Genomic DNA, 17,990 nt, shown 5'->3' with positions numbered 1-17,990 from the left:
GCAACACAGGAGCAGGGGGTGACATGCCCGGTCCACTGACGAAGCATTGGCGTTTTTTCGGGAAAGCAGCGGCTCGCGCGACGACATGCTGTCCGCCATGGAGCGCCGGTTTACGGCGGATACGCGTTGGGAAAATGTCGGCGTGGCGACGACTGTCGGGATCGATCAGGCGAGGCAGTTCGTCGAGGGCTTTTTGGGCCGGATTCCTTTCGAACGCTGCGAGGTCGTGGTCCATCATGCGGCGGCCGCTGGCAACGTGGTCCTGACCGAGCGCAGCGATATTTTCTACGGACCGGATGGGCAGGAAATGCTCTCGCTGCGGCTGATGGGTGCGCTGGAAATGGATGGGTCCCATATCGTCGCCTGGCGTGACTATTTCGACACAAGCGGCTTTTAAAGGGGGATGGGGATGACCGATCGCAAGGCTGTCTGGGCGCAGATCGTCCCGATGCCGGGCGCCGATCTGTCGGCGCTGGCACAGAGCTACGAAGCGGCGGGCGTGGAAGGGGTGTGGGCGCCCCAGATGTTCGGCGCGCCCTTTACGACGCTGGCTACCGTCGCCCCGGCTACGCAGCGCATCAAGCTGGGGACCGGCATCGCGCTGGCGTTCGTGCGCAGTCCGCTGGAAACCGCCTGCAGCGCCATCGACCTGGACCTCATCAGCAACGGCCGGGTGGTGCTGGGACTGGGATCCAGCGCGCAGAGCCAGATCGAGGGATCGTTCGGCAGCGCCTATGGCAAGCCGCTCGCCCATATGCGTGAGATCGTGGGCATGATCCGCGCCATCGTCGCACGCGGGCATACGGGCGAACTCACCGAATTGGCGGGCGACTATCATCGTCTCGACCTTTCGCACTTCCGCCTGCTGCACAAGCCGGTGCGCGGCGACATTCCCATCGTTCTGCCGGCGGTGTTTCAGAAGGCCTGCGCACAGGCGGCGGAAATCGCCGACGGGCTGCTCGGGCACCCACTGTGGAACGATGCCTGGATCGAGCGGGAAGTGGCCGCTCAAATCAAGGCCGGGCTGGATCGGGCCAGGCGGGCGCGCAAGGACTTCTCGCTCAACATCTCGATATTCACGGCGATTTCGGATGACAGGCGCGAAGCGATCGAAGATTGTCGGGGGACCGTGGCCTATTACAGCCAGTCACCCCAATATCTGCGCTATTTCGAGGAAATCGGTTTCGGCCGCGAGGCATCGGCGATCCAGGCCGCCTTCGCGCAGGGCGACATGGCGGGTATGGCGGCGGCCTGCTCCGACGAAATGGTGGAGAGCATCGCCGTGGTTGGAACGGTTGATGAGGTGCGCAGCCGGGTCGCGCGGCGCGCCGCTTTGGCCGACGCGATTACGCCGGTGATCCCCCATTATGGCCTGTCACCCGAAAAAAGCGCGATCTACACGCAGCGCATCGCGGAGACATTTTATGGCTGATCCCGCCGCTGTCGCGGCCATGGCGGGGGACGGGCTCTACAACCGCCATTCGGGTCTGCAACAGGCCAATCTGCAATCCGCGCTTCCCCTGCTGGAGGCAGCGGCGCGGGCCATTGGGGACGGTTCTGTCGGTCCCGTCACCATTGTCGATTATGGCGCGTCGCAAGGACGCAATTCGATGGCGCCGATGGCGACAGCTATCGATCTGGTTCGCGCGCACGACGCGCAGCGGCCGGTGCAGGTCGTGCATACGGATCTGCCCTCGAACGATTTCACCTCGCTGTTTGGCCTGCTGGACCGGGATCCGGCCAGCTATCTGAATGGCCGACAGGGCGTCTTTCCATCCGCGATCGGCCGATCCTATTTCGATGCGATATTGCCGCCCGGCAGCGTCGACCTGGGCTGGTCCTCCAACGCGCTGCACTGGATGAGCCGCAATCCGGTCGATGTCGCGGATCATGGCTGGGCGATCTTCAGTCGGTCCGCGCAGGCGCGTGCCGCCGTCGAGGCCGTGCTGGCGGAGGATTGGCTGGCCTTCCTGAAGGCGCGCGCTGTCGAATTGCGGCCGGGAGGACGCCTGATCTGTCAGTTCATGGGCAGGGGACCCGACAGCCACGGCTTCGAATGGATGGCCGGAAATTTCTGGCAGTCGATCGTCGACATGGAAGGCGAAGGCCTGCTCAACGCCGAGGAGACGCTAAGGATGACGGCGCCCTCCGCGGGGCGTTCGCCCGATCAGATACAAGCGCCTTTCGATGCCGGCCTGGTGCCCGAACTGGAACTGGAGCATCTCGCCGCGATCCCGTCCCCTGATCCCTATTGGGATGCTTATCAGCTATCCGGCGATGCGGCCGAACTGGGGCGGCTGTGGGCAGCCATGATGGGTGCGGCCAACGGCCCCAACTTCCTGACGCGGGTCGATGCGTCCCGCGACCGGGACGCGTTGTTGGCCAGTCTGGTGCAGCGGGTCGCGACCCGTGTCGAGGCCGATCCTCAGCGCAGCCGTGCCTTTATCCTGATCCTGTCGATCCGGAAGGCGGTTTGAAGCGCGAAGGGCGCTTATCGAAGCGGCGGGATCGCCAAAGAGCCAATGAATCATAAGGGAGAGGACGCCACATGACCCGCCTTGCCGACAAAATCTGCATCATCACCGGCAGCGGGAGCGGCATCGGACGCGCCAGCGCGCTGATGTTCGCGCGGGAAGGCGCGACGGTGATCGTCGCGGACATTCGCGCCGAAGCCGCCGAGATGACCGCGCAGGCCGTTGTCGACGCCGGCGGATCGGCGCGTGCGATGACCGTCGATGTCGGCGAACAGGCCGATCTGGAGAAGATGGTCAGCCAGACGATCGCCGACTTCGGCCGCATCGACGTGCTGTTCAACAATGCGCTATACGTCAATCAGGACCACGCCATGCGCGACATGGATTTCCTGGCCTTCGATCCCGACATCTTCCTCGCCAATCTGAGGGTGAATGTATTGGGCGCCGTTCTGGCGAGCAAGCTCGCCATTCCGCACATGCTGGAGCGCGGCGCAGGGTCGATCATCTCCACCTCATCGGGCAGTTCCATGGGCGGGGATATCACAGCCTATAGCTATGGATCGTCCAAAGCTGCGCTCAACTGGTTCGTGCAGGCGATCGCCGCCACCTATGGCAAGCGGGGCATCCGCAGCAATGCGATCTTACCCGGTCCAACGCAGACGCCGGCAAAGATGCAATGGTCCACGCCCGAGATGGATCGGCTGTTTCTGGAGGTGCTCAACACGCCATTTATTGGCGAGCCGGAAGACATTGCCGCCATGGCGCTGTTCCTCGCGTCCGACGAATCCCGCTACGTCAACGGCATGTTGTATCCGGTGGATGGCGGTCAGAGCTGCACCGTGCCGTTCATCAGCGTCACGCGGGCCTTGTCCCCCGGATGAACGGCAAAATAAGGCAGGATGAAATCAGAAAAAGGAGAGGATGATGAGCGTGGAACTGGAACGGAAGGTCGGGGAATTTTGCGATGCCTGGGGCGACGGCAGCGATGCCAGCAGGCCCGATGTCGAGAAGATCCTGTCGATGATGGCGGAGGACGCCGAATGGCAGCTCTGGGTTCCCGGCGGTCCCGTGGTGAAGGGCAAGACGGCATTGCGCGCTGAGATCGAGCGGCAAATGGCCTTCGCCACGAACAACAAGTGCAATGAGGTGAACATCCTCTCCAACGACCGGATGGTGATGCAGGAGCGGTCGGATACCGCCATCATCATGGGACGGCCGTGTCCGCACCAGATGGTCGCCATCTATGAGTTTGACGACGCCGGGCTGATTTCGCGTTGGCGCGAATATCTCGATATGGCTGACCTCACGCGCAAGATGGGCATTGACGAAGCCGCGGCAGGCGGGACGGAAGTGCCGGTCTGATCGCGTCAGGTGCGGAACAGGGCGATCAGGACCAGGCAGGTCAGGATCGCCCAGCTCTGGAATCCCCAGAGCAGCCAGCGCGGCGCGTGCCGCAAGTCCATGAACTCGCGGCCGACGAGCAGAACTTTCGTGAAGGCGATGACGAGGATCACGGAGCGAAGCAGAAAGGCATTGCCCAACGCCATCGTTTCGAATGACAGAAAGGTTGCGGCGATCAGCATCGCCCAGACCCATGTGATGCGGCTACGCCAGATCATGGCCATGAAACAGCTTTCCTAGAGCAGGTAGAGGAGCGCGAAGAGGATGATCCAGAGCAGGTCCACCAGATGCCAGAAGGCGCCGCTTCCCTCGATCAGGGCGACGCCCCCCTGCATCCGGCCGGCCCGGTCGAAGCGCGACAAGGTGAAGCACAGCACGCCTAGCCCGATCAGCACATGCACCAGATGGATGCCGGTAAACATATAATAATAAATCGAAAAACTGTTGCTGTTGAGCGTGAAGCCTTGCGCGATCTTGGCCGAATATTCGAACGCTTTGACGATGACGAAGCCGCTGCCGAGCAGGATCGCGCCTAGCAGCAACCGGCGCGCCCTGTCGTCGCCCCGGCGGACCGCCGCGACGGCCTGCGCGACGAACAGGCTGCTGGTCAGCAGCAGCAGCGTGTTGAGCAGGCCAAGGCGCCGGTCGAGCAGCGCCTGCGCACTTTCGAATAGCGCCAGTTCCTGCTGCCGGGCGAGCGCATAGGTGACGAAGAAGACGGCAAAGACGATGAGGTCGCCGCCGATGAACACCCATACGCCTTCCTCGCCCGGCACATGGCCGCGCGGAGACGAGGCAACCGCTTGCGACGCCGCCATTATTCGCCACCCAGCGCGTCGCGCTTGATCGCGCCGAGCATGGCGACAATCATCAGGTTGAACCAGATGCCGAACACGACCGCAGGCAGCCAGAAGGCCAGGGCGCCATTCCACGCGAAGGGACCGGTCTTGAACAGGCCGATCGCAAGTCCGGGCAGCAGCAGCACGCCGGTCCACAGGTTCATATAGCCCAGCCAGCGCGGCAGGATGGGTTGCGCGCGGCGATCGCCCAGAATGACGAAGCCGGTCAGCAGATTCTGTACGAAGGCAGGTACGGCCGGCATGACGAACAGCAGAAAGGCGATATCGCTCAGCGTGCTGACGACGGCGTCCGGCCGGTCGAGCCGATAGGCGGCCGCCGTGAAGATCAACCCGGCGAAGAATAGGGTGACGAAGCCGAAGGCCACGACCATCACGAAGGCCCAGGTCAAGGGCGCAATCGGCCCTTCGATCTTCTTCATGAAGGTGGCGATCGCGGCGAGGAAGGGGAAAAACAGCACGGAAGAAGAGGCGATCAGGATGGCGCCCGCCAATATGCCGATCTGGTGGCTGCGATAATAAGCTGCGACCTCTGCTGCGGGCATGGACGGGTCGAGCGGCGGGAACATGTGCGCGACCGGCCATATGCCAACGAACATCATCGTCCCGGCTATTGCGCCCATATAGGTACATAGCTTCATCGTCATGCTCTTGGTCGTCATGCGCTTTCCCCCTCCACTTTCTTGTACGAGCGAGATTGTGGAGCGATCGCGCCAGGGCCACCCGCCCATGGATAGGGTTCCTGACGGCGGTTGCGCCTGCACAAGGGCAATAGTCCGCCACGACCGTCGGCGAATTCGGCATAGAAGCATCGGAGAGGGTGATGAGCGATATCGAGGCGAACAAGGCAGTGGCCCGCCGCTATATGCGGGCCGTGGAAGAGGGCGATGTCGAGACGATCGAAGCGCTTCAGCATCCCGATTGCCAGTGGTGGATATTGGGTCACGGCGACATGAGCCGGGCCGACTTCATCGCCAGCGTGAAGGGCGGACTGCTGAGCGCGCAGAAGCGCACGGCCGAGGTGATCGCGATCACCGCTGAAGGGGATCGGGTGGCTGTGGAAGTCCGGGGCGAGATGGTCTTTCCGGACCGGGTCTATCGCAACGACTATCATAATCTGCTGATCATCCGGGACGGGCAGATCGTATCCGGCAAGGAATATATGGACACCCGCGCCGTGGCCGAGGCCTTTTCCGCCGGGGAGAGCGGGCAGTGACGACTGCCGCGCCGCTCAACAATTATGACGATGCCGGGGTCGGCCGAATCACCGCCTTTGTCGAGCAACTGACCGGCGGCAAGGTCGTCGGGCTTGAACGCCTCGTCCGCTGGCGCCCGTCCTGGTTCATCGACGTCGAAAGGGAAGGGACGGTCCGCCGCCTGCACCTGCGCGGCGACCGGGGCGGCGACGTATCGATCTTCCCCGACCTCAAGCGCGAGGCGGATGTTATCGCCGTGCTGCACGGCCAGGGGCTGCCGGTGCCGGAGATTTACGGCTATCTCGCCGATCCGCCCTGCATCGTGATGGAGGCGATCGAAGGGACGCGCGATTTCTCGGCGCTCGATGCCGCGACGAAAAGCGCTACCGGCCGCGTTTATATGCAGGCCGTCGCCGCGATGCACCGGTTGCCGGTCGAACCCTTTATGGCCGCTGGCGTGCATCGGCCCGAGGGCGCAGAGGCGATCGCGCTGGTCGGTCTGGATGCCTATATGCCGCATTATCGGCGGACGAAGAGTCGACCCGAGCCGTTGCTGGAATTCGTCATCGGCTGGCTGCGCCGCAATGTACCGCGGCACCGCGATCGCGCCAGCTTCATCCAGTTCGATTCGGGCCAATATCTGGTCGATCAGGGGGCGATGACCAAGCTCTACGATTTCGAATTTTCGATGATCGGCGATCCGCTGGTCGACATCGCCACCATGGGGATGCGCAACAGCTATGAGCCGCTGGGTGCGCCGCTGCCGGAACTGGTCCGCTATTATGAGGAAGCGACGGGCGAGCCGGTCGATCATGACGCGGTGGTTTTCCACGTCCTGCAATTCTCGCTGCTCGGCACGATGCAGTTCACCGGGACGGTCGGCAAGCCATGCCCCGGCGATCCGCATTCGGTCTATCTCATGTTCGATCTCGCGCTGCGCCGCTCCATCTTGCTGGCGCTGTCGCACCTGACCGGCGATGCGCTGCCCGAACTGCGGCCGCTGGAACAGCGCACGGGCGACAATGCGCCGCTGCTGGCCAAGCTGGTCGATACGCTCGGGACGTTGCCGGTGACGGGGGAGGCGGCGGAGACGCACAAGGCGCAGGTCGCCGAACTGATCGAATGGGTACAGCGCGCCGATGATCATGGGGCGGTCATGGTGGCGCGCAACATCGCCGATGTGTCCGCCCTGCTCGGCCGCCGCTTCGACCGCTGGGCCGACGCCGCCGAGGCGCTGGAAGCGTATATCCTTGAAGCGGGACCGGAGGAGGACGCCGCGCTCATCGCTCTGCTCGCGACCATCGAGGGTCGGCGGCTGCAACTGTTCGGACTGACCGCGCTGGGCGAGGCCGCCCGCCATGTCGTCCTGCCGGCGACGCGCTCCGACTGAAGGCGGTCGCGCCTTTGCCATTGGACAGGTCAGTCCCTGTCCCTCATGGCGACGTCAATATTGAGGAAAGGAGCAGGACATGAGCGAAAAGATAGTGCTGGTGACAGGTGCGACGCGCGGGCTGGGGCGCGGCATGGCGCGGGGCCTGGCTTCACGCGGTCATGTGGTGGCGATCACGGGACGCGATCAGGTGCAGCTTGCCGCGGTCGTGGAAGAAATCGAACAGTCGGGCGGCAAGGGCATCTCGCTGTTATGCGATCACCGGGATGATGATGCGGTCGAAAGAGCGTTCGCGCAACTGGCCGAGCGGACGGATGGTAGGCTAGACCTGCTCGTCAACAATGCCACCGCCGTTTACGGGCTCGATCTGGTCGCGCCGGGCGGCTTCTGGGAAAAGCCGCTGAGGCTCGCGGACATGATCACCATCGGCCTGCGCTCCAGCTATGTCGCGGCCTATCATGCCGCGCCGTTGATGGTGACGGCGGGCAGGGGTCTGATCGCCAGCATTTCCTTCTATGGCGCGGTATCCTATTTCCACGGGCCGGCTTATGGCGCGGCCAAGGCGGGAACGGACAAGATGACCGCCGACATGGCGGTCGATCTTGCGCCGCACGGTGTATCCGTCGTGTCTCTCTGGCCGGGCTTCATCCTGACCGACGCGGTGAAGGCCATGCCGCCCGACATGATCCCCGAAGACCTACGCGCCGCCATGCCCCATTGGGAAACGCCGGAATTTTCAGGCCTTGTCCTCGATCGCTTGGCGCAGGACCCGGACCTTGCCGCCCTTTCGGGCCAGGCGCTGATCGGCGCGGAACTGGGGGAGCGGTACGGCATCAGGGATACGGACGGGAAGCAGCCCCTGTCCTATCGGGCGACGATGGGGGCGCCGACGCCTTTCGCGCCGCCCGTCCGGCAGGACTGAGAGAACAGAAATCAGGAGAGGAAAGGCAAAAGCGATGATCGATGCCGTGCTGGTCGTGCTGACCAAAGCCGTTCCGAGCCGGGAGGCCGATATGGAGGATTGGTACAGCAACATCCATATTCGCGATGCGCTGCGTTTCCGGCTTGCCGGGGAGCAACCCTGTCGGCCCGAAGGCTTCGACTGGCAATATCTCGCCCTCTACGACGTATTCGATCCGGTGCGCTTCAGTCGCGAACATCTGGACAATGCGCTGACGTCGCGGATGCAGGTATCGGACGCCATCGATGACAGCCTGCTCTATGACTTTCATTATTATCCGCTGCTCTTTCAGGACAATGATCCGGACGTCGGGCATTCCGGCGGCGTCATCCTGGAGGAACTGAACCCGCCTGCGGACAGCGACGACCATTTCAGACGATTTTATGCGGAAAACTATTTTCGTGAAGCGGCCGTTCGACCCGGCGTCAAATCGGCTGCTTTCCTGACCTTTCGCACCTTTGGCCAGATGATCCCGATGACGCCCGACCATCGCTATGTCGCGATCTACAGGATCAACGATCCGGCGGCGGCCCTGGAAGCGTGGCGAGGCGCCGACACCCTGCTGGCGACCAACGGCCTGCTCCAGCCTGATGGGATACGCATCACTCAATGGGATCCTGCGACACCCCGCCTTACCAAGGACGATGTCCAGCATCCGACCGCCGTTGGCCTGGCGGAGGAGGAGCGTGCCCGTGCGCATATGGGAGATCGGGTACGCACGGGCGGCGCGGAAAAGCTGGCGATGCGCTGATCCGTCAGGTGATCGGGGGATGGTCGACAATGGCGCGCATCCGGCAATAGGCCGGACGCGCCGTCATCCGCCCGACATAGGCCGCGATGTTCTTATGCCCTTCCACGTCGACGGACATGAACAATCGCGTGGTGGTGAATGGAAAGGTCATCATGATGTCGGCCGCCGTGAACCGGTCGCCCGCCATATAGGGGGCATGCGTCAGCCGGTCGTCGACAAGTTTCAGCAGGCGCGCCGAATGAGCCCGACCTGCGACGCGGGAGGGATGATCCTGCGCGATGCCTGCCCGTTCTGCCATGATCTCCGTCACCAGCGCGGGCATCAGGGAGGATTCGGCGAAATGGAACCAGAAAAGATAGTCAGCATAGTCGGAGTCGCCGGGATTGGCGCGGAGCGCACCGTTCCCCTGCGTCGTGGCGAGATAGTCCATGACCGCCCCGCTTTCGGCGATGCGTTGTCCGTCGGCCTCGATCACTGGCGAAGAACCCAGCGGATGCAAAGCCTTGTAGGCCGGCTCCGCCGCGAGCATTTCCAGCCGCGCAAAGAAGCGAATGTCATAGGGACACTCCACTTCCTCCATCAACCAGACCGCACGTTCAGAGCGGGACCGGTCGAGTTGAAAGATGGTGACGCTCATAAAGGGCTCTCCGCTTGAGGAGCGCCATAGATGCGCGGCTTATCAATTCCGCCAAACCTATCTTTGTCTAGGTATCGCCGGGCACCTGCCGTGGCAGCGTCCCGCTGCGGCGGAAGCCCGATGGTGCCGCGCCCATGACAGACAGGAGAGAAGATGCCCATGACGGATTTATCGGGACGGATCGCTATCGTCACCGGATCGGGGGCCAATATCGGGGAGGCCTGCGCACGGGCCCTGGCAAGGGCCGGCGCGACGGTGATCCTGGCGGATATTGCGGCTGAACGGGCGCAAGCCGTCGCCCAGTCTATTCGGGCCTCGGGCGGGCAGGCACATGGGATGGCCCTCGATCTCGCACAGGAGGACAGCATCACGGCGCTGGTCGTAGATGTGATGCGGCAGCATCAGCGCATCGACATCCTCCACAACAATGCCGCCGACACGCGGCTGGAGCAGATGGCGGCCGATGGCTCGCTTCTCGATCTCGACGCCGCGACCTGGGATCGCGCCTTTCATGTCAATGCGCGGGGCACGATGCTGATGATCAAGGCGGTCGCGCCGCACATGATTGCGGGCGGCGGCGGCTCCATCATCAACACCTCGACCGGGGTGGCGCTGACCGGCGACATCAACAATCCGTCCTATTCCGCGTCCAAGGCAGCCGTGAACGCGCTGACCCGCAATGCGGCGGTGCAGTTCGGCCGGTTTAACATCCGGGTCAACGCGGTCGCGCCGGGCCTCGTGCTCTCCCCGCTGGCCCGGGAGATGATGACCCCTGAGCAGATCGCCATGATCCAGCGGCATGTCCTGCTCCCGCGCGAGAGCGTGCCGGAGGATATTGCCGGTGCGGTGCTGTTCCTGGCGTCGGATGGCGCGGCCTTCATCACCGGGCAGGTGATCGGCGTGGATGGCGGGATCGTTCATCATACGCCCTATGTCGCCGATATGCTGGAAGGCATGAGCCGGGCGCACTGAGCAGATAGAGGGCGGGATGGGCATCTTCACGCATATCTGCCTTGGCAGCAACGACTTGGAAAGGTCCGCCCGTTTCTTCGATGCGGTGCTTGCGCCGCTGGGGATCGTCAATCTCGGTCCGTTTCTGGATCAGGGCGTCGGCTATGGGCGACGGGTGCCCGAATTGCTGATCCTGCGCCCGCTTCAGGGCCCGGCGACATGGGGCAATGGTGCGACTTTGGGATTGAAGGCGCCGGATCGCCGCGCGGTCGATGATTTTCATCGCGCTGGTCTGGCTGCGGGCGGCGAGGATGCCGGGCCGCCGGGGCCCCGCGGCGCCGTGCCCCACGCCTATGGCGCCTATCTGCTGGACCCCGACGGCAACAAGATCTGCGCCTATTGTTTCGATCCGCCCTAGGCGGTTAGGTATCGCTGGTTGGCGCTCAGCGTTTGTCACGTGGATAGAAGGAAGCGAAATGGTGGGATCCTTGGTTGGTCGCGTAGCGATCGTGACGGGCGCGGCGCAGGGCATCGGCCTGGAGGTGGCGACCGTGCTGGCCGAGAGGGGGGCGACCGTGATCCTTTCCGACATATTGGCGGATCGGGTGGAGGCGGCGGCGGATTCGTTGCGCGGCAAGAATCTCCGTGCCGAAGCGGAGACGTTCGACCTGACCGACGAGGACAGCGTTTCCGCTGCGGTTGCGCGGATCGCGGGCCGGCACGGGCGGATCGACATACTCCACAATAATGCCGCCTATCAGACGACCGAGCAGCGCCGGCTCGATCGCGATGTCGTCCATCTCGACACCGGCGCCTGGGACAAGGCCTTTGCCGTCAATGCCCGGGGACCGATGCTGCTGTGCAAACATGCGCTGCCGGTTATGATCGCGGGGGGCGGCGGGTCGCTCATCCATTCCGCGTCCGGTTTCGGCCTGCTGGGGGAAATGACGCTCACGGCCTACGGCGCGTCCAAGGCGGCGCTCATCAACCTCAGCCGCTTCCTTGCGACCCAATATGGCAAGCAGGGCATCCGCTCCAATGTCATCGCCATCGGCTTCGTCCTCAGCGAGACGGCCGTCGAAACGACGCCGCAAGCGGTCAAGGATGTATTGCTCGACCATCATCTCAACCCGGAGCTGGGCAGCCCGCGCGACATCGCCCATGTCGTCGCCTTCCTGGCGTCGGACGAGTCCCGCTTCATCAACGGCGCAATGATCCCGGTGGACGGCGGTTTTACCGCGCATCAGCCCACGATGGTCGATTTTCAGCGACTGTTTACCGCATCGGGGAGCAATCAGTTATAGTCGGTCAGCGCCGTCAAAACAGCGCGTCGACAAGCTTTGCGGTTTCGAGATCCTCATAGGCGGTGGTCAGCCGGAGATGGTTCATGACGTTGATCTCCCAGCCATAATTGACGACGGGGGTCGTCAGCCAGCCGATATAGACGCCCCATATCAGGGTTCGCCGATATTCAGCCCAGGCATCGTCGAAGGCAGGAGGGCGTGCGACGCCTTCCTGCCCCAGGCGATCCAGATAATAGCCCAGAAGATCGCGCTCATGCGCCCGCCGGTCCGCAATGGAAAGGCCGGTGGTCACGATATAGTTGACGTCGTGCATCGCGTAGCCGCGCACCATGAGCTGCCAGTCGAGCAGGCCCGCCGTTCCGTCGGGCAGGCGGTAGCTGTTGCCGAGATGGGTGTCGCCATGCAGCAGCGTCTGAGGCAGGGTCGACTGATGTCGTTGCACCGCCTGCACCCCTGCAAGCAGCCTGTCGGGCGTCGTGCGCAACCGCTGCACCATTTCCCGTTTGAAATTTTCCGTCTCGACCTCATGCGCGATATAGGCGGGCGCGAGTTCATTCATCATCGTTGCGACCGCGCCTTCGACATGGGTTTCGACCCAGGTCAGATCCGCGCCGAAGCGGGGTGATTCCCAGAAGCGCGCGTGCAGCCGGGCCAGCTGATCCAGCAAGGCCCGCACATCGTCCGGCCCGGTCCGCATGGTGGTATTGGGGAAGGTCGCGCCCCGCACGCCCAGATCTTCGAGCAGCAGCCCGAAATGCGTGGTGGAGGCATTGAAGTCGCCACCGAAACAGCGCGGCGCCTCGATCGCGAGTTCCGGCCGAATGCCCCGGTAGAAGGCCACTTCATTGGCGTAGAAGGGGGCCATGATCTCATCGACCGCCCGGGTCAGCTTGAGCACCAGGCGGTTGGGCAGGTCAGGGGCCGTGTCATCGCTATAATCGACCTCGATTGCCACGCGCCCCGCCGTCGACACCATCTGCTCGCCATAGGTTTTGGCGTCGATGATGCGCATGTCGGTGACGGTTGCGCCCGTGCCCGCCGTGGCCAGTAGCTGATTGATATAATGGACGGTGATTCCGTCCGTGGATGTAGGATGTTTCAAGGCCATAAGCATACTCATCGGAGCAGAGGGCTATCAGCTTGCCGGGACTATGACAGTGATGACCCTATCCAATTGCAGGTTCCTTGAACCGTGATGTGGCCAGTCTGATTGAAACGGAGCCTGCGGGCTTTTACAGGAGAGAGCTATGCGTGAAGCTGCGTTGGAATTGCTCAACCGGACGATGGAGGAGCAGTTGAAGCGATCCGAGCATCCCAGCGATTTTCCGGCCCTTCCTCCGATTCCAGCCGGCCGCTACACCGACCCGCGTTTCGAAGCGTTGGAAAAAGACAGGCTTTGGAATCGCACCTGGCTGCTGGCCGGCATTGCATCCGACCTGCCGGCACCCGGTTCCTACCGCCTGTTCCAGCATCTGGACCGCTCGGTCATTCTCTCCCACGGCAAGGACGGTCGAATCCGGGCCTTTCACAATGCCTGCCGGCACCGCGGTTCCCCGCTTCTGCTTGAGCCACAGGGGCGCGCCATGCGCTTCATCTGCCCCTATCACGCCTGGGGCTACGACCTTGAAGGCACCCTCAAATCGGTTCCCAGCCAGCATGATTTCGCTTGTCTCGACAAGGCGGAAAACGGTCTGATCGAAGTGAAGTGCGATACCTATCGCGGCTTCATCTTCATCAATTTCGATGATGACGCTGAGCCGTTGCAGAATTTCCTGGGAGAATTCGTGGCGCTGACGGAAGGATATCCGCTGGAACGCATGGTGGTGAAGGATCATTTCTTCGTCGAAATGGCGTGCAACTGGAAGATTGCCTATCATAATTTCCTTGAGATCTATCATGTCAACACCGTCCATCCCACGACATTAGCGCCGCATCTGGATTCGCGCAGTTTCGTGATCGCGCTTTATGAAGGCGGTCATATGCGGTTCGGAACGCGGAAGAAGGGCGGGGAGTCGCTGTTCAAGACCCCGCCGGTCAAACCGGACGACATCGCGCCGGTTTTCCTCGAAAATACGGTTGCGCTGCCGACCTTTCCCAACACATTTTTCTCGCTCGATCCGGTAGGGTTCAACCTGCAATGCTTCTGGCCGATGGGGTCCGATCGGTCTGTCATGGAAGTGCGCCAGATGGGATGGGCGACCGACAGCGAGGAGGACAAGCTCTACTGGCAGGGGATGCGCGCGGCGACCGAGCATATCCTGTCCGAGGATTTGTGCCTGTTCGAAAATATCCAGCAATCGCTGCGCAACGGGACGATCCCTTCGATCTGGGCCGGCTATCAGGAGCGCGCGCTTTACTGGTTCGAGGAGGAAATCGATCGGCGCATCGGGCCGGACCATGTGCCGGCCGACTTGCGCGTTCAGCCGCGCATCGCGTCCTTCATGGCGCCGCGCAGCGCCTGACCGCGCCTAAACGCCGCCGTTAAATCGATGCCCCTGCCGCGGTTCGAGCGCGGCAGGGGCATGATCGTCATTGGCCCAACAATTTCCAGCTGCCCAGATCTTCGCCCGCAGCGAAGAACCGCTCGTTCATCGGAAGGCCGTTCTGGCCCCAATAGTCCATGTTCGCCACCCACGCCTGGATGCCGTACATCACCCAGCGCGGCACCTGTTCCTTCCAGATGGTGTCGAGGTCGATGACATTGGTCGCGCCTTCCCGGATCAGGCAGTCGCGGTAATGGGCGATCAGGTCGCGATGATTTTGGCGACGCTCCTCGATCGTCAGCGATCCGACGGTGAAATAGGTGAGGTCGCGCCATGGCCGCCCGCGCCGGCCCAGTTGCCAGTCGACCCACATGCGCTCGCCATTGGGCAGGATGTAAGTGTTGCCCTGATGGCAGTCGCCCAGGATGATGCAATAGGGCGCGTCGAAGGCGCGCTCGAAGGCGACCAGCCGGTCATAGGCGCGCTCGACCCTGCGCGCGTCGTCCAGATAATGTCTGGGCGCGATGGCGCGGAAATTGGGGTCTTTCAGATTCTCTTCGATCCAGTGCCACATGATGCGGACCTGGTCATAATCGACCGGCACCGCCATGGATGTCGGCAGCCAGGGCGCCGCTTCGGGCGTGATCAACGGGCTTTCCCACAGGCCCGCATGCAGCTTTGCCAGGTCCGCCAGCGCGGTCGCGACCCCGTCGACACCGGCATGCTGGGTCGAGTGGCCGAACGTGCCGCCCCGATCCATGAGGTCTTCCAGCACGATGACGCCTCGCGCCGAGCCGTCATCGTCCCAGTCGGCATAATAGCATGTGGCTGTCTTGGCTGTGAGTTTGTCCGTCAGGAAATGATAGAAGCGCGCTTCGAGCGCATGGATGTCGACATCGTCGAACATGCCCGACCAGTTCGATTTGACGCACAGATTGCGCGGCAAGCCGGCGGCCCGTCCGGCCTCGTTCCAGTCCACCGCGATGCGCAATTTGGTGGTGTGGCTGTCGAACAGCTGCACGACCTCCATCGATTGCGCGACGACGCCCGGATATTTGTTGGCCAACAACGATCCCAGCCATGCGGCGTCCGGCGTGAAGCGGCCGTGGGGCAGGGACGCGGTGCGGGCGGGATAGGGACGGGGGACAAGATGCCGATCGATGACGGCAAGGGGGGCGACGGCAGGCTTGCTCATGCATTATCCTCTCTCTTTTGGACCGCGCCGCCGCTCTGCATCTGTGCAGTCATCCGGCACGATCCCGATGCGGAGGTAGTTTTGATCGACGGAAGACGAGTCGAGCCTGCCGGGTGGTAGGGAGATTGCGGCAGGCGCTATCTTGGCATCGCGCCAAAACAGGCCCGCAATTCCGCGACGAACAGCGCCGGCTGCTCGAAGGCCGCGAAATGGCCGCCGGCATCCAGCTCATTCCAATGCATGAGGCGCGGGTAGCTGCGTTCGGCCCAGCGCCGTGATGGACGGAAAATCTCCTCCGCGAAGATGCTGACGCCGACCGGCAGGTCCAATTGACGCGCCTGAAACGCATTGGCGCTTTCCCAATAGAGCCGCGCGGACGACGCGCCGCTGTTGGTGAGCCAGTAGAGGCTGATCACATCCAGCATTTCGTCCCGTGTCAGCGCATTCTCCGGCACGCCCCGATTGTCGGTCCATGCCTGGAACTTCTCGTAGATCCAGGCGGCTTGCGCTACGGGCGAGTCCGCCAGCCCATAGCCGATCGTCTGCGGTCGGGTGCCCTGTAGCTTGGCGTAGCCGGAATCATGCTCCTGATAATATTGCATCCGCTCGACCGTTCTGGCCTCGGCCGGGGTCAGGTCGGCAAAGTCGCTTTCCTCCGGGAATACCAGCGGCATGTTGAGATGGACGCCGATACATTCGGGCGGCGCGGCCATAGCGATGGCGGTTGTGATCGCCGCGCCCCAATCGCCGCCCTGCGCGGCGAAACGGTCATAACCGAGGCGGCGCATGAGCTGGATTCAGCTTTGCGCGATCCTCTCGACGCCCCAGCCTGCGGCCGTCGGCTTGTCCGAAAAGCCGTAGCCTGGCAGCGAGGGGATGACGACATGGAAGGCTGGCGCGTCCGGCGCGCCATGGGCGGCGGGATTGGTTAGCGGGCCGAGCACCTTCAGAAACTCCAGCACCGATCCCGGCCAGCCATGGGTCAGGATCAGCGGCAGCGCGTCCGGTCGGGGACTGCGTACATGGATGAAATGGATCGAAAGATCATCGATCGCGGTGGTGAACTGGGGCAGGGCGTTGAGCGCCCCTTCGCACCGCCGCCAGTCATAGCCGTCCGCCCAATAGGCGCACAGATCGCGCAGCGCCGCCAGCGGGACGCCCTGACCCCAGTCGCTGACCGTCTCCGCCTCGGGCCAGCGCGTACGGCGCAACCTGAGGCGCAGATCGTCCAGTGCCGCCTGCGGAACATCGGCGCGGAAAGCCGTGACGGCGTCGCTCATCCGGTCATCCTTACGTCAAAATTGCACGCCGAGCGCGGCGACCGTGCCCAGATCCTCGCCCGCCACGAAGATGCGCTCGACGATGTGCATGCCCTTCTGCCCCCATTCGTCCATGTTCGCGATCCACGCCTGCATCGCATAAGGCGGCCAGCGGCGATAATATTCCCAGAGCGTGTCGTCATCCGGCACGCTCAGCGCCCCCGTTTCGACCAGGCAGTTCCGATAGTGGCGCAGCAATTCGCGGTCGTGGGCGCGCCGCTCCTCGATCGTGAGCGCTCCCAGAATGAAATAGGTGAAGTCGCGGATCGGCCGTCCCTTGCGGACCAGCTGCCAGTCGAGCCACACGCGCTCGCCATCGGGGCGGACATAGCTGTTGCCCTGATGGCTGTCGCCATGGACCAGGCACCATGGGCCCTGTTCCTTGGTCTGCGCGAAATCGATCAGCGCGTTGTAGACGCCATGCAGGCGCGAGAGATCGCCCTTGATCCAGCCCGGCAGGAAAGCCTGATAGTCCGGCTTGGCATGGTTTTGCTCGGCAAAGCCGTACATCATGGTCAGCTGCTGCGTGTCCACAGGTGTCGCCATGGAGACAGGCAGCCAGTCGGCCGCGTGAAGGACCGGACTGTCCCAGAAGGCGCCATGAATGCGCGCCAGGCTGGCGACGCCGCGCGCCGCTTCCTCCACGCCCATATGGTCGGTGCTGATGCCGAAATGACCGCCCTCGACGGTGAGATCCTCCATCACGACCAGTCCCTGACCGCTGTCGGGGCGCGGATCCCATGCCTCGAAATAGGAGCGCGGGGCGGGGAAGGCGACGTGGCGGCGGAAATCCTCGTAGAAACGCGCTTCGAGGCGACAGATGCCCTGGCTGTCGAACTGCGCCCAATTGGCTTTAAGGCAGACATTTTCGGGGATGCCGGCCGCCTTGCCGACGTCGTTGAGGGTCAGCTTCACCTGATATTTGGTGGTGTGGCTGTTGCGGAGGAATACCTTCTCCATCCCCTCGACCACGATGCCGGGATAGCGCGGTTGCATGATCTGGGTCAGCCATTGCGCCGTCACATCGTCCAGATGGGCGGGGATGCCGACAGGATTAGGTTTGCTCGACAT

At 63.2% G+C, this 17,990-nt stretch carries 20 protein-coding genes and 1 pseudogene; 13 read left to right on the top strand and 8 right to left on the bottom strand.

Features of this window, described 5'->3' with window-relative positions; translation table 11 throughout:
• The first annotated feature begins 46 nt into the window (after positions 1–46).
• The 5 genes from SKA58_RS17420 (at position 47) to SKA58_RS17400 (ending at position 3,836) form a co-directional block, all read left to right on the top strand.
• The gene (locus tag SKA58_RS17420) at positions 47–397 is read left to right on the top strand and encodes a limonene-1,2-epoxide hydrolase family protein (RefSeq protein WP_232209482.1); all 351 of its coding nucleotides are present in this window, start codon (positions 47–49) and stop codon (positions 395–397) included.
• 12 nt (positions 398–409) lie between these two features.
• Positions 410–1,432 carry an LLM class flavin-dependent oxidoreductase gene (locus tag SKA58_RS17415; RefSeq protein ID WP_037543856.1) on the top strand — a complete coding sequence of 341 codons (1,023 nt, stop codon included), beginning with the start codon at positions 410–412 and terminating at the stop codon, positions 1,430–1,432.
• Complete coding sequence (locus SKA58_RS17410) at positions 1,425–2,477, top strand: hypothetical protein (protein ID WP_009823807.1); 1,053 nt, start codon at positions 1,425–1,427, stop codon at positions 2,475–2,477. The genes SKA58_RS17415 and SKA58_RS17410 overlap by 8 nt, the downstream gene beginning before the upstream one ends.
• Positions 2,478–2,548: 71 nt before the next feature.
• Complete coding sequence (locus SKA58_RS17405; RefSeq protein WP_009823806.1) at positions 2,549–3,355, top strand: SDR family NAD(P)-dependent oxidoreductase; 807 nt, start codon at positions 2,549–2,551, stop codon at positions 3,353–3,355.
• A 43-nt stretch (positions 3,356–3,398) separates the two neighbouring features.
• Positions 3,399–3,836, top strand: coding sequence for a nuclear transport factor 2 family protein (locus SKA58_RS17400; RefSeq protein ID WP_037544051.1), 438 nt, complete (start codon positions 3,399–3,401; stop codon positions 3,834–3,836).
• A gap of 5 nt (positions 3,837–3,841) precedes the next feature.
• On the opposite strand, the gene SKA58_RS17395 is transcribed toward SKA58_RS17400, so the two are convergent.
• The 3 genes from SKA58_RS17395 to SKA58_RS17385 are packed head-to-tail and all read right to left on the bottom strand — an operon-like array spanning position 3,842 to position 5,394.
• The gene (locus SKA58_RS17395; RefSeq protein WP_332249914.1) at positions 3,842–4,093 is read right to left on the bottom strand and encodes a cytochrome C oxidase subunit IV family protein; all 252 of its coding nucleotides are present in this window, start codon (positions 4,091–4,093) and stop codon (positions 3,842–3,844) included.
• 18 nt (positions 4,094–4,111) lie between these two features.
• Positions 4,112–4,693, bottom strand: coding sequence for a cytochrome c oxidase subunit 3 (locus SKA58_RS17390; RefSeq protein WP_009823803.1), 582 nt, complete (start codon positions 4,691–4,693; stop codon positions 4,112–4,114).
• Positions 4,693–5,394, bottom strand: a complete 702-nt coding sequence (locus tag SKA58_RS17385; protein WP_009823802.1) for a hypothetical protein — start codon at positions 5,392–5,394, stop codon at positions 4,693–4,695. Before SKA58_RS17385 ends, SKA58_RS17390 begins: the two co-directional genes overlap by 1 nt.
• A 161-nt stretch (positions 5,395–5,555) precedes the next feature.
• Between SKA58_RS17385 and SKA58_RS17380 the strand changes: the two genes are divergently transcribed.
• From SKA58_RS17380 to SKA58_RS17365, 4 genes are all read left to right on the top strand, one after another.
• Complete coding sequence (locus tag SKA58_RS17380) at positions 5,556–5,948, top strand: nuclear transport factor 2 family protein (RefSeq protein WP_009823801.1); 393 nt, start codon at positions 5,556–5,558, stop codon at positions 5,946–5,948.
• The gene (locus tag SKA58_RS17375) at positions 5,945–7,318 is read left to right on the top strand and encodes a phosphotransferase (protein WP_009823800.1); all 1,374 of its coding nucleotides are present in this window, start codon (positions 5,945–5,947) and stop codon (positions 7,316–7,318) included. The genes SKA58_RS17380 and SKA58_RS17375 overlap by 4 nt, the downstream gene beginning before the upstream one ends.
• A gap of 79 nt (positions 7,319–7,397) precedes the next feature.
• On the top strand, positions 7,398–8,240 hold the full coding sequence (locus SKA58_RS17370) for a dehydrogenase/reductase SDR family member 1 (protein ID WP_009823799.1): 843 nt from the start codon (positions 7,398–7,400) through the stop codon (positions 8,238–8,240).
• Between the two features lie 34 nt (positions 8,241–8,274).
• The gene (locus tag SKA58_RS17365) at positions 8,275–9,030 is read left to right on the top strand and encodes a hypothetical protein (protein ID WP_009823798.1); all 756 of its coding nucleotides are present in this window, start codon (positions 8,275–8,277) and stop codon (positions 9,028–9,030) included.
• A 4-nt stretch (positions 9,031–9,034) separates the two neighbouring features.
• On the opposite strand, the gene SKA58_RS17360 is transcribed toward SKA58_RS17365, so the two are convergent.
• Entirely contained in the window at positions 9,035–9,667 is a 633-nt protein-coding gene (locus SKA58_RS17360; protein ID WP_009823797.1) for a glutathione S-transferase family protein, read from the bottom strand.
• Between the two features lie 153 nt (positions 9,668–9,820).
• Here SKA58_RS17360 and SKA58_RS17355 point away from each other — a divergent pair, with 153 nt between their 5' ends.
• The 3 genes from SKA58_RS17355 to SKA58_RS17345 are packed head-to-tail and all read left to right on the top strand — an operon-like array spanning position 9,821 to position 11,922.
• Positions 9,821–10,639, top strand: a complete 819-nt coding sequence (locus tag SKA58_RS17355; RefSeq protein WP_009823796.1) for an SDR family NAD(P)-dependent oxidoreductase — start codon at positions 9,821–9,823, stop codon at positions 10,637–10,639.
• Between the two features lie 16 nt (positions 10,640–10,655).
• Positions 10,656–11,036: a VOC family protein gene (locus tag SKA58_RS17350; protein WP_009823795.1), complete on the top strand. Its 381-nt coding sequence runs from the start codon at positions 10,656–10,658 to the stop codon at positions 11,034–11,036.
• Between the two features lie 58 nt (positions 11,037–11,094).
• Positions 11,095–11,922 carry an SDR family NAD(P)-dependent oxidoreductase gene (locus tag SKA58_RS17345; RefSeq protein WP_009823794.1) on the top strand — a complete coding sequence of 276 codons (828 nt, stop codon included), beginning with the start codon at positions 11,095–11,097 and terminating at the stop codon, positions 11,920–11,922.
• A 13-nt stretch (positions 11,923–11,935) separates the two neighbouring features.
• On the opposite strand, the gene SKA58_RS17340 is transcribed toward SKA58_RS17345, so the two are convergent.
• Positions 11,936–13,042 (bottom strand): ecdysteroid 22-kinase family protein, encoded by a 1,107-nt coding sequence (locus SKA58_RS17340; RefSeq protein WP_232209480.1) that lies wholly within the window; start codon positions 13,040–13,042, stop codon positions 11,936–11,938.
• Positions 13,043–13,169: 127 nt separating this feature from the next.
• Between SKA58_RS17340 and SKA58_RS17335 the strand changes: the two genes are divergently transcribed.
• A complete protein-coding gene (locus SKA58_RS17335) occupies positions 13,170–14,384 on the top strand; it encodes an aromatic ring-hydroxylating oxygenase subunit alpha (protein ID WP_009823792.1) in 1,215 nt (404 codons plus the stop codon).
• A 67-nt stretch (positions 14,385–14,451) separates the two neighbouring features.
• Here SKA58_RS17335 and SKA58_RS17330 read toward each other — a convergent pair whose 3' ends face one another.
• The 3 genes and pseudogenes from SKA58_RS17330 to SKA58_RS17320 all read right to left on the bottom strand — a co-directional run bounded on the left by SKA58_RS17330 (position 14,452) and on the right by SKA58_RS17320 (position 17,990).
• Positions 14,452–15,600 carry a phosphotransferase gene (locus SKA58_RS17330; RefSeq protein WP_009823791.1) on the bottom strand — a complete coding sequence of 383 codons (1,149 nt, stop codon included), beginning with the start codon at positions 15,598–15,600 and terminating at the stop codon, positions 14,452–14,454.
• A 137-nt stretch (positions 15,601–15,737) separates the two neighbouring features.
• A pseudogene (locus SKA58_RS17325) lies at positions 15,738–16,880 on the bottom strand (epoxide hydrolase family protein).
• A 15-nt stretch (positions 16,881–16,895) separates the two neighbouring features.
• Positions 16,896–17,990 carry a phosphotransferase gene (locus SKA58_RS17320; protein ID WP_009823788.1) on the bottom strand — a complete coding sequence of 365 codons (1,095 nt, stop codon included), beginning with the start codon at positions 17,988–17,990 and terminating at the stop codon, positions 16,896–16,898.

It is taken from the genome of Sphingomonas sp. SKA58 (genome assembly GCF_000153545.1).
Lineage (GTDB): Bacteria > Pseudomonadota > Alphaproteobacteria > Sphingomonadales > Sphingomonadaceae > Sphingobium > Sphingobium soli.
This window is presented reverse-complemented; position numbering and strand designations above follow the sequence as displayed.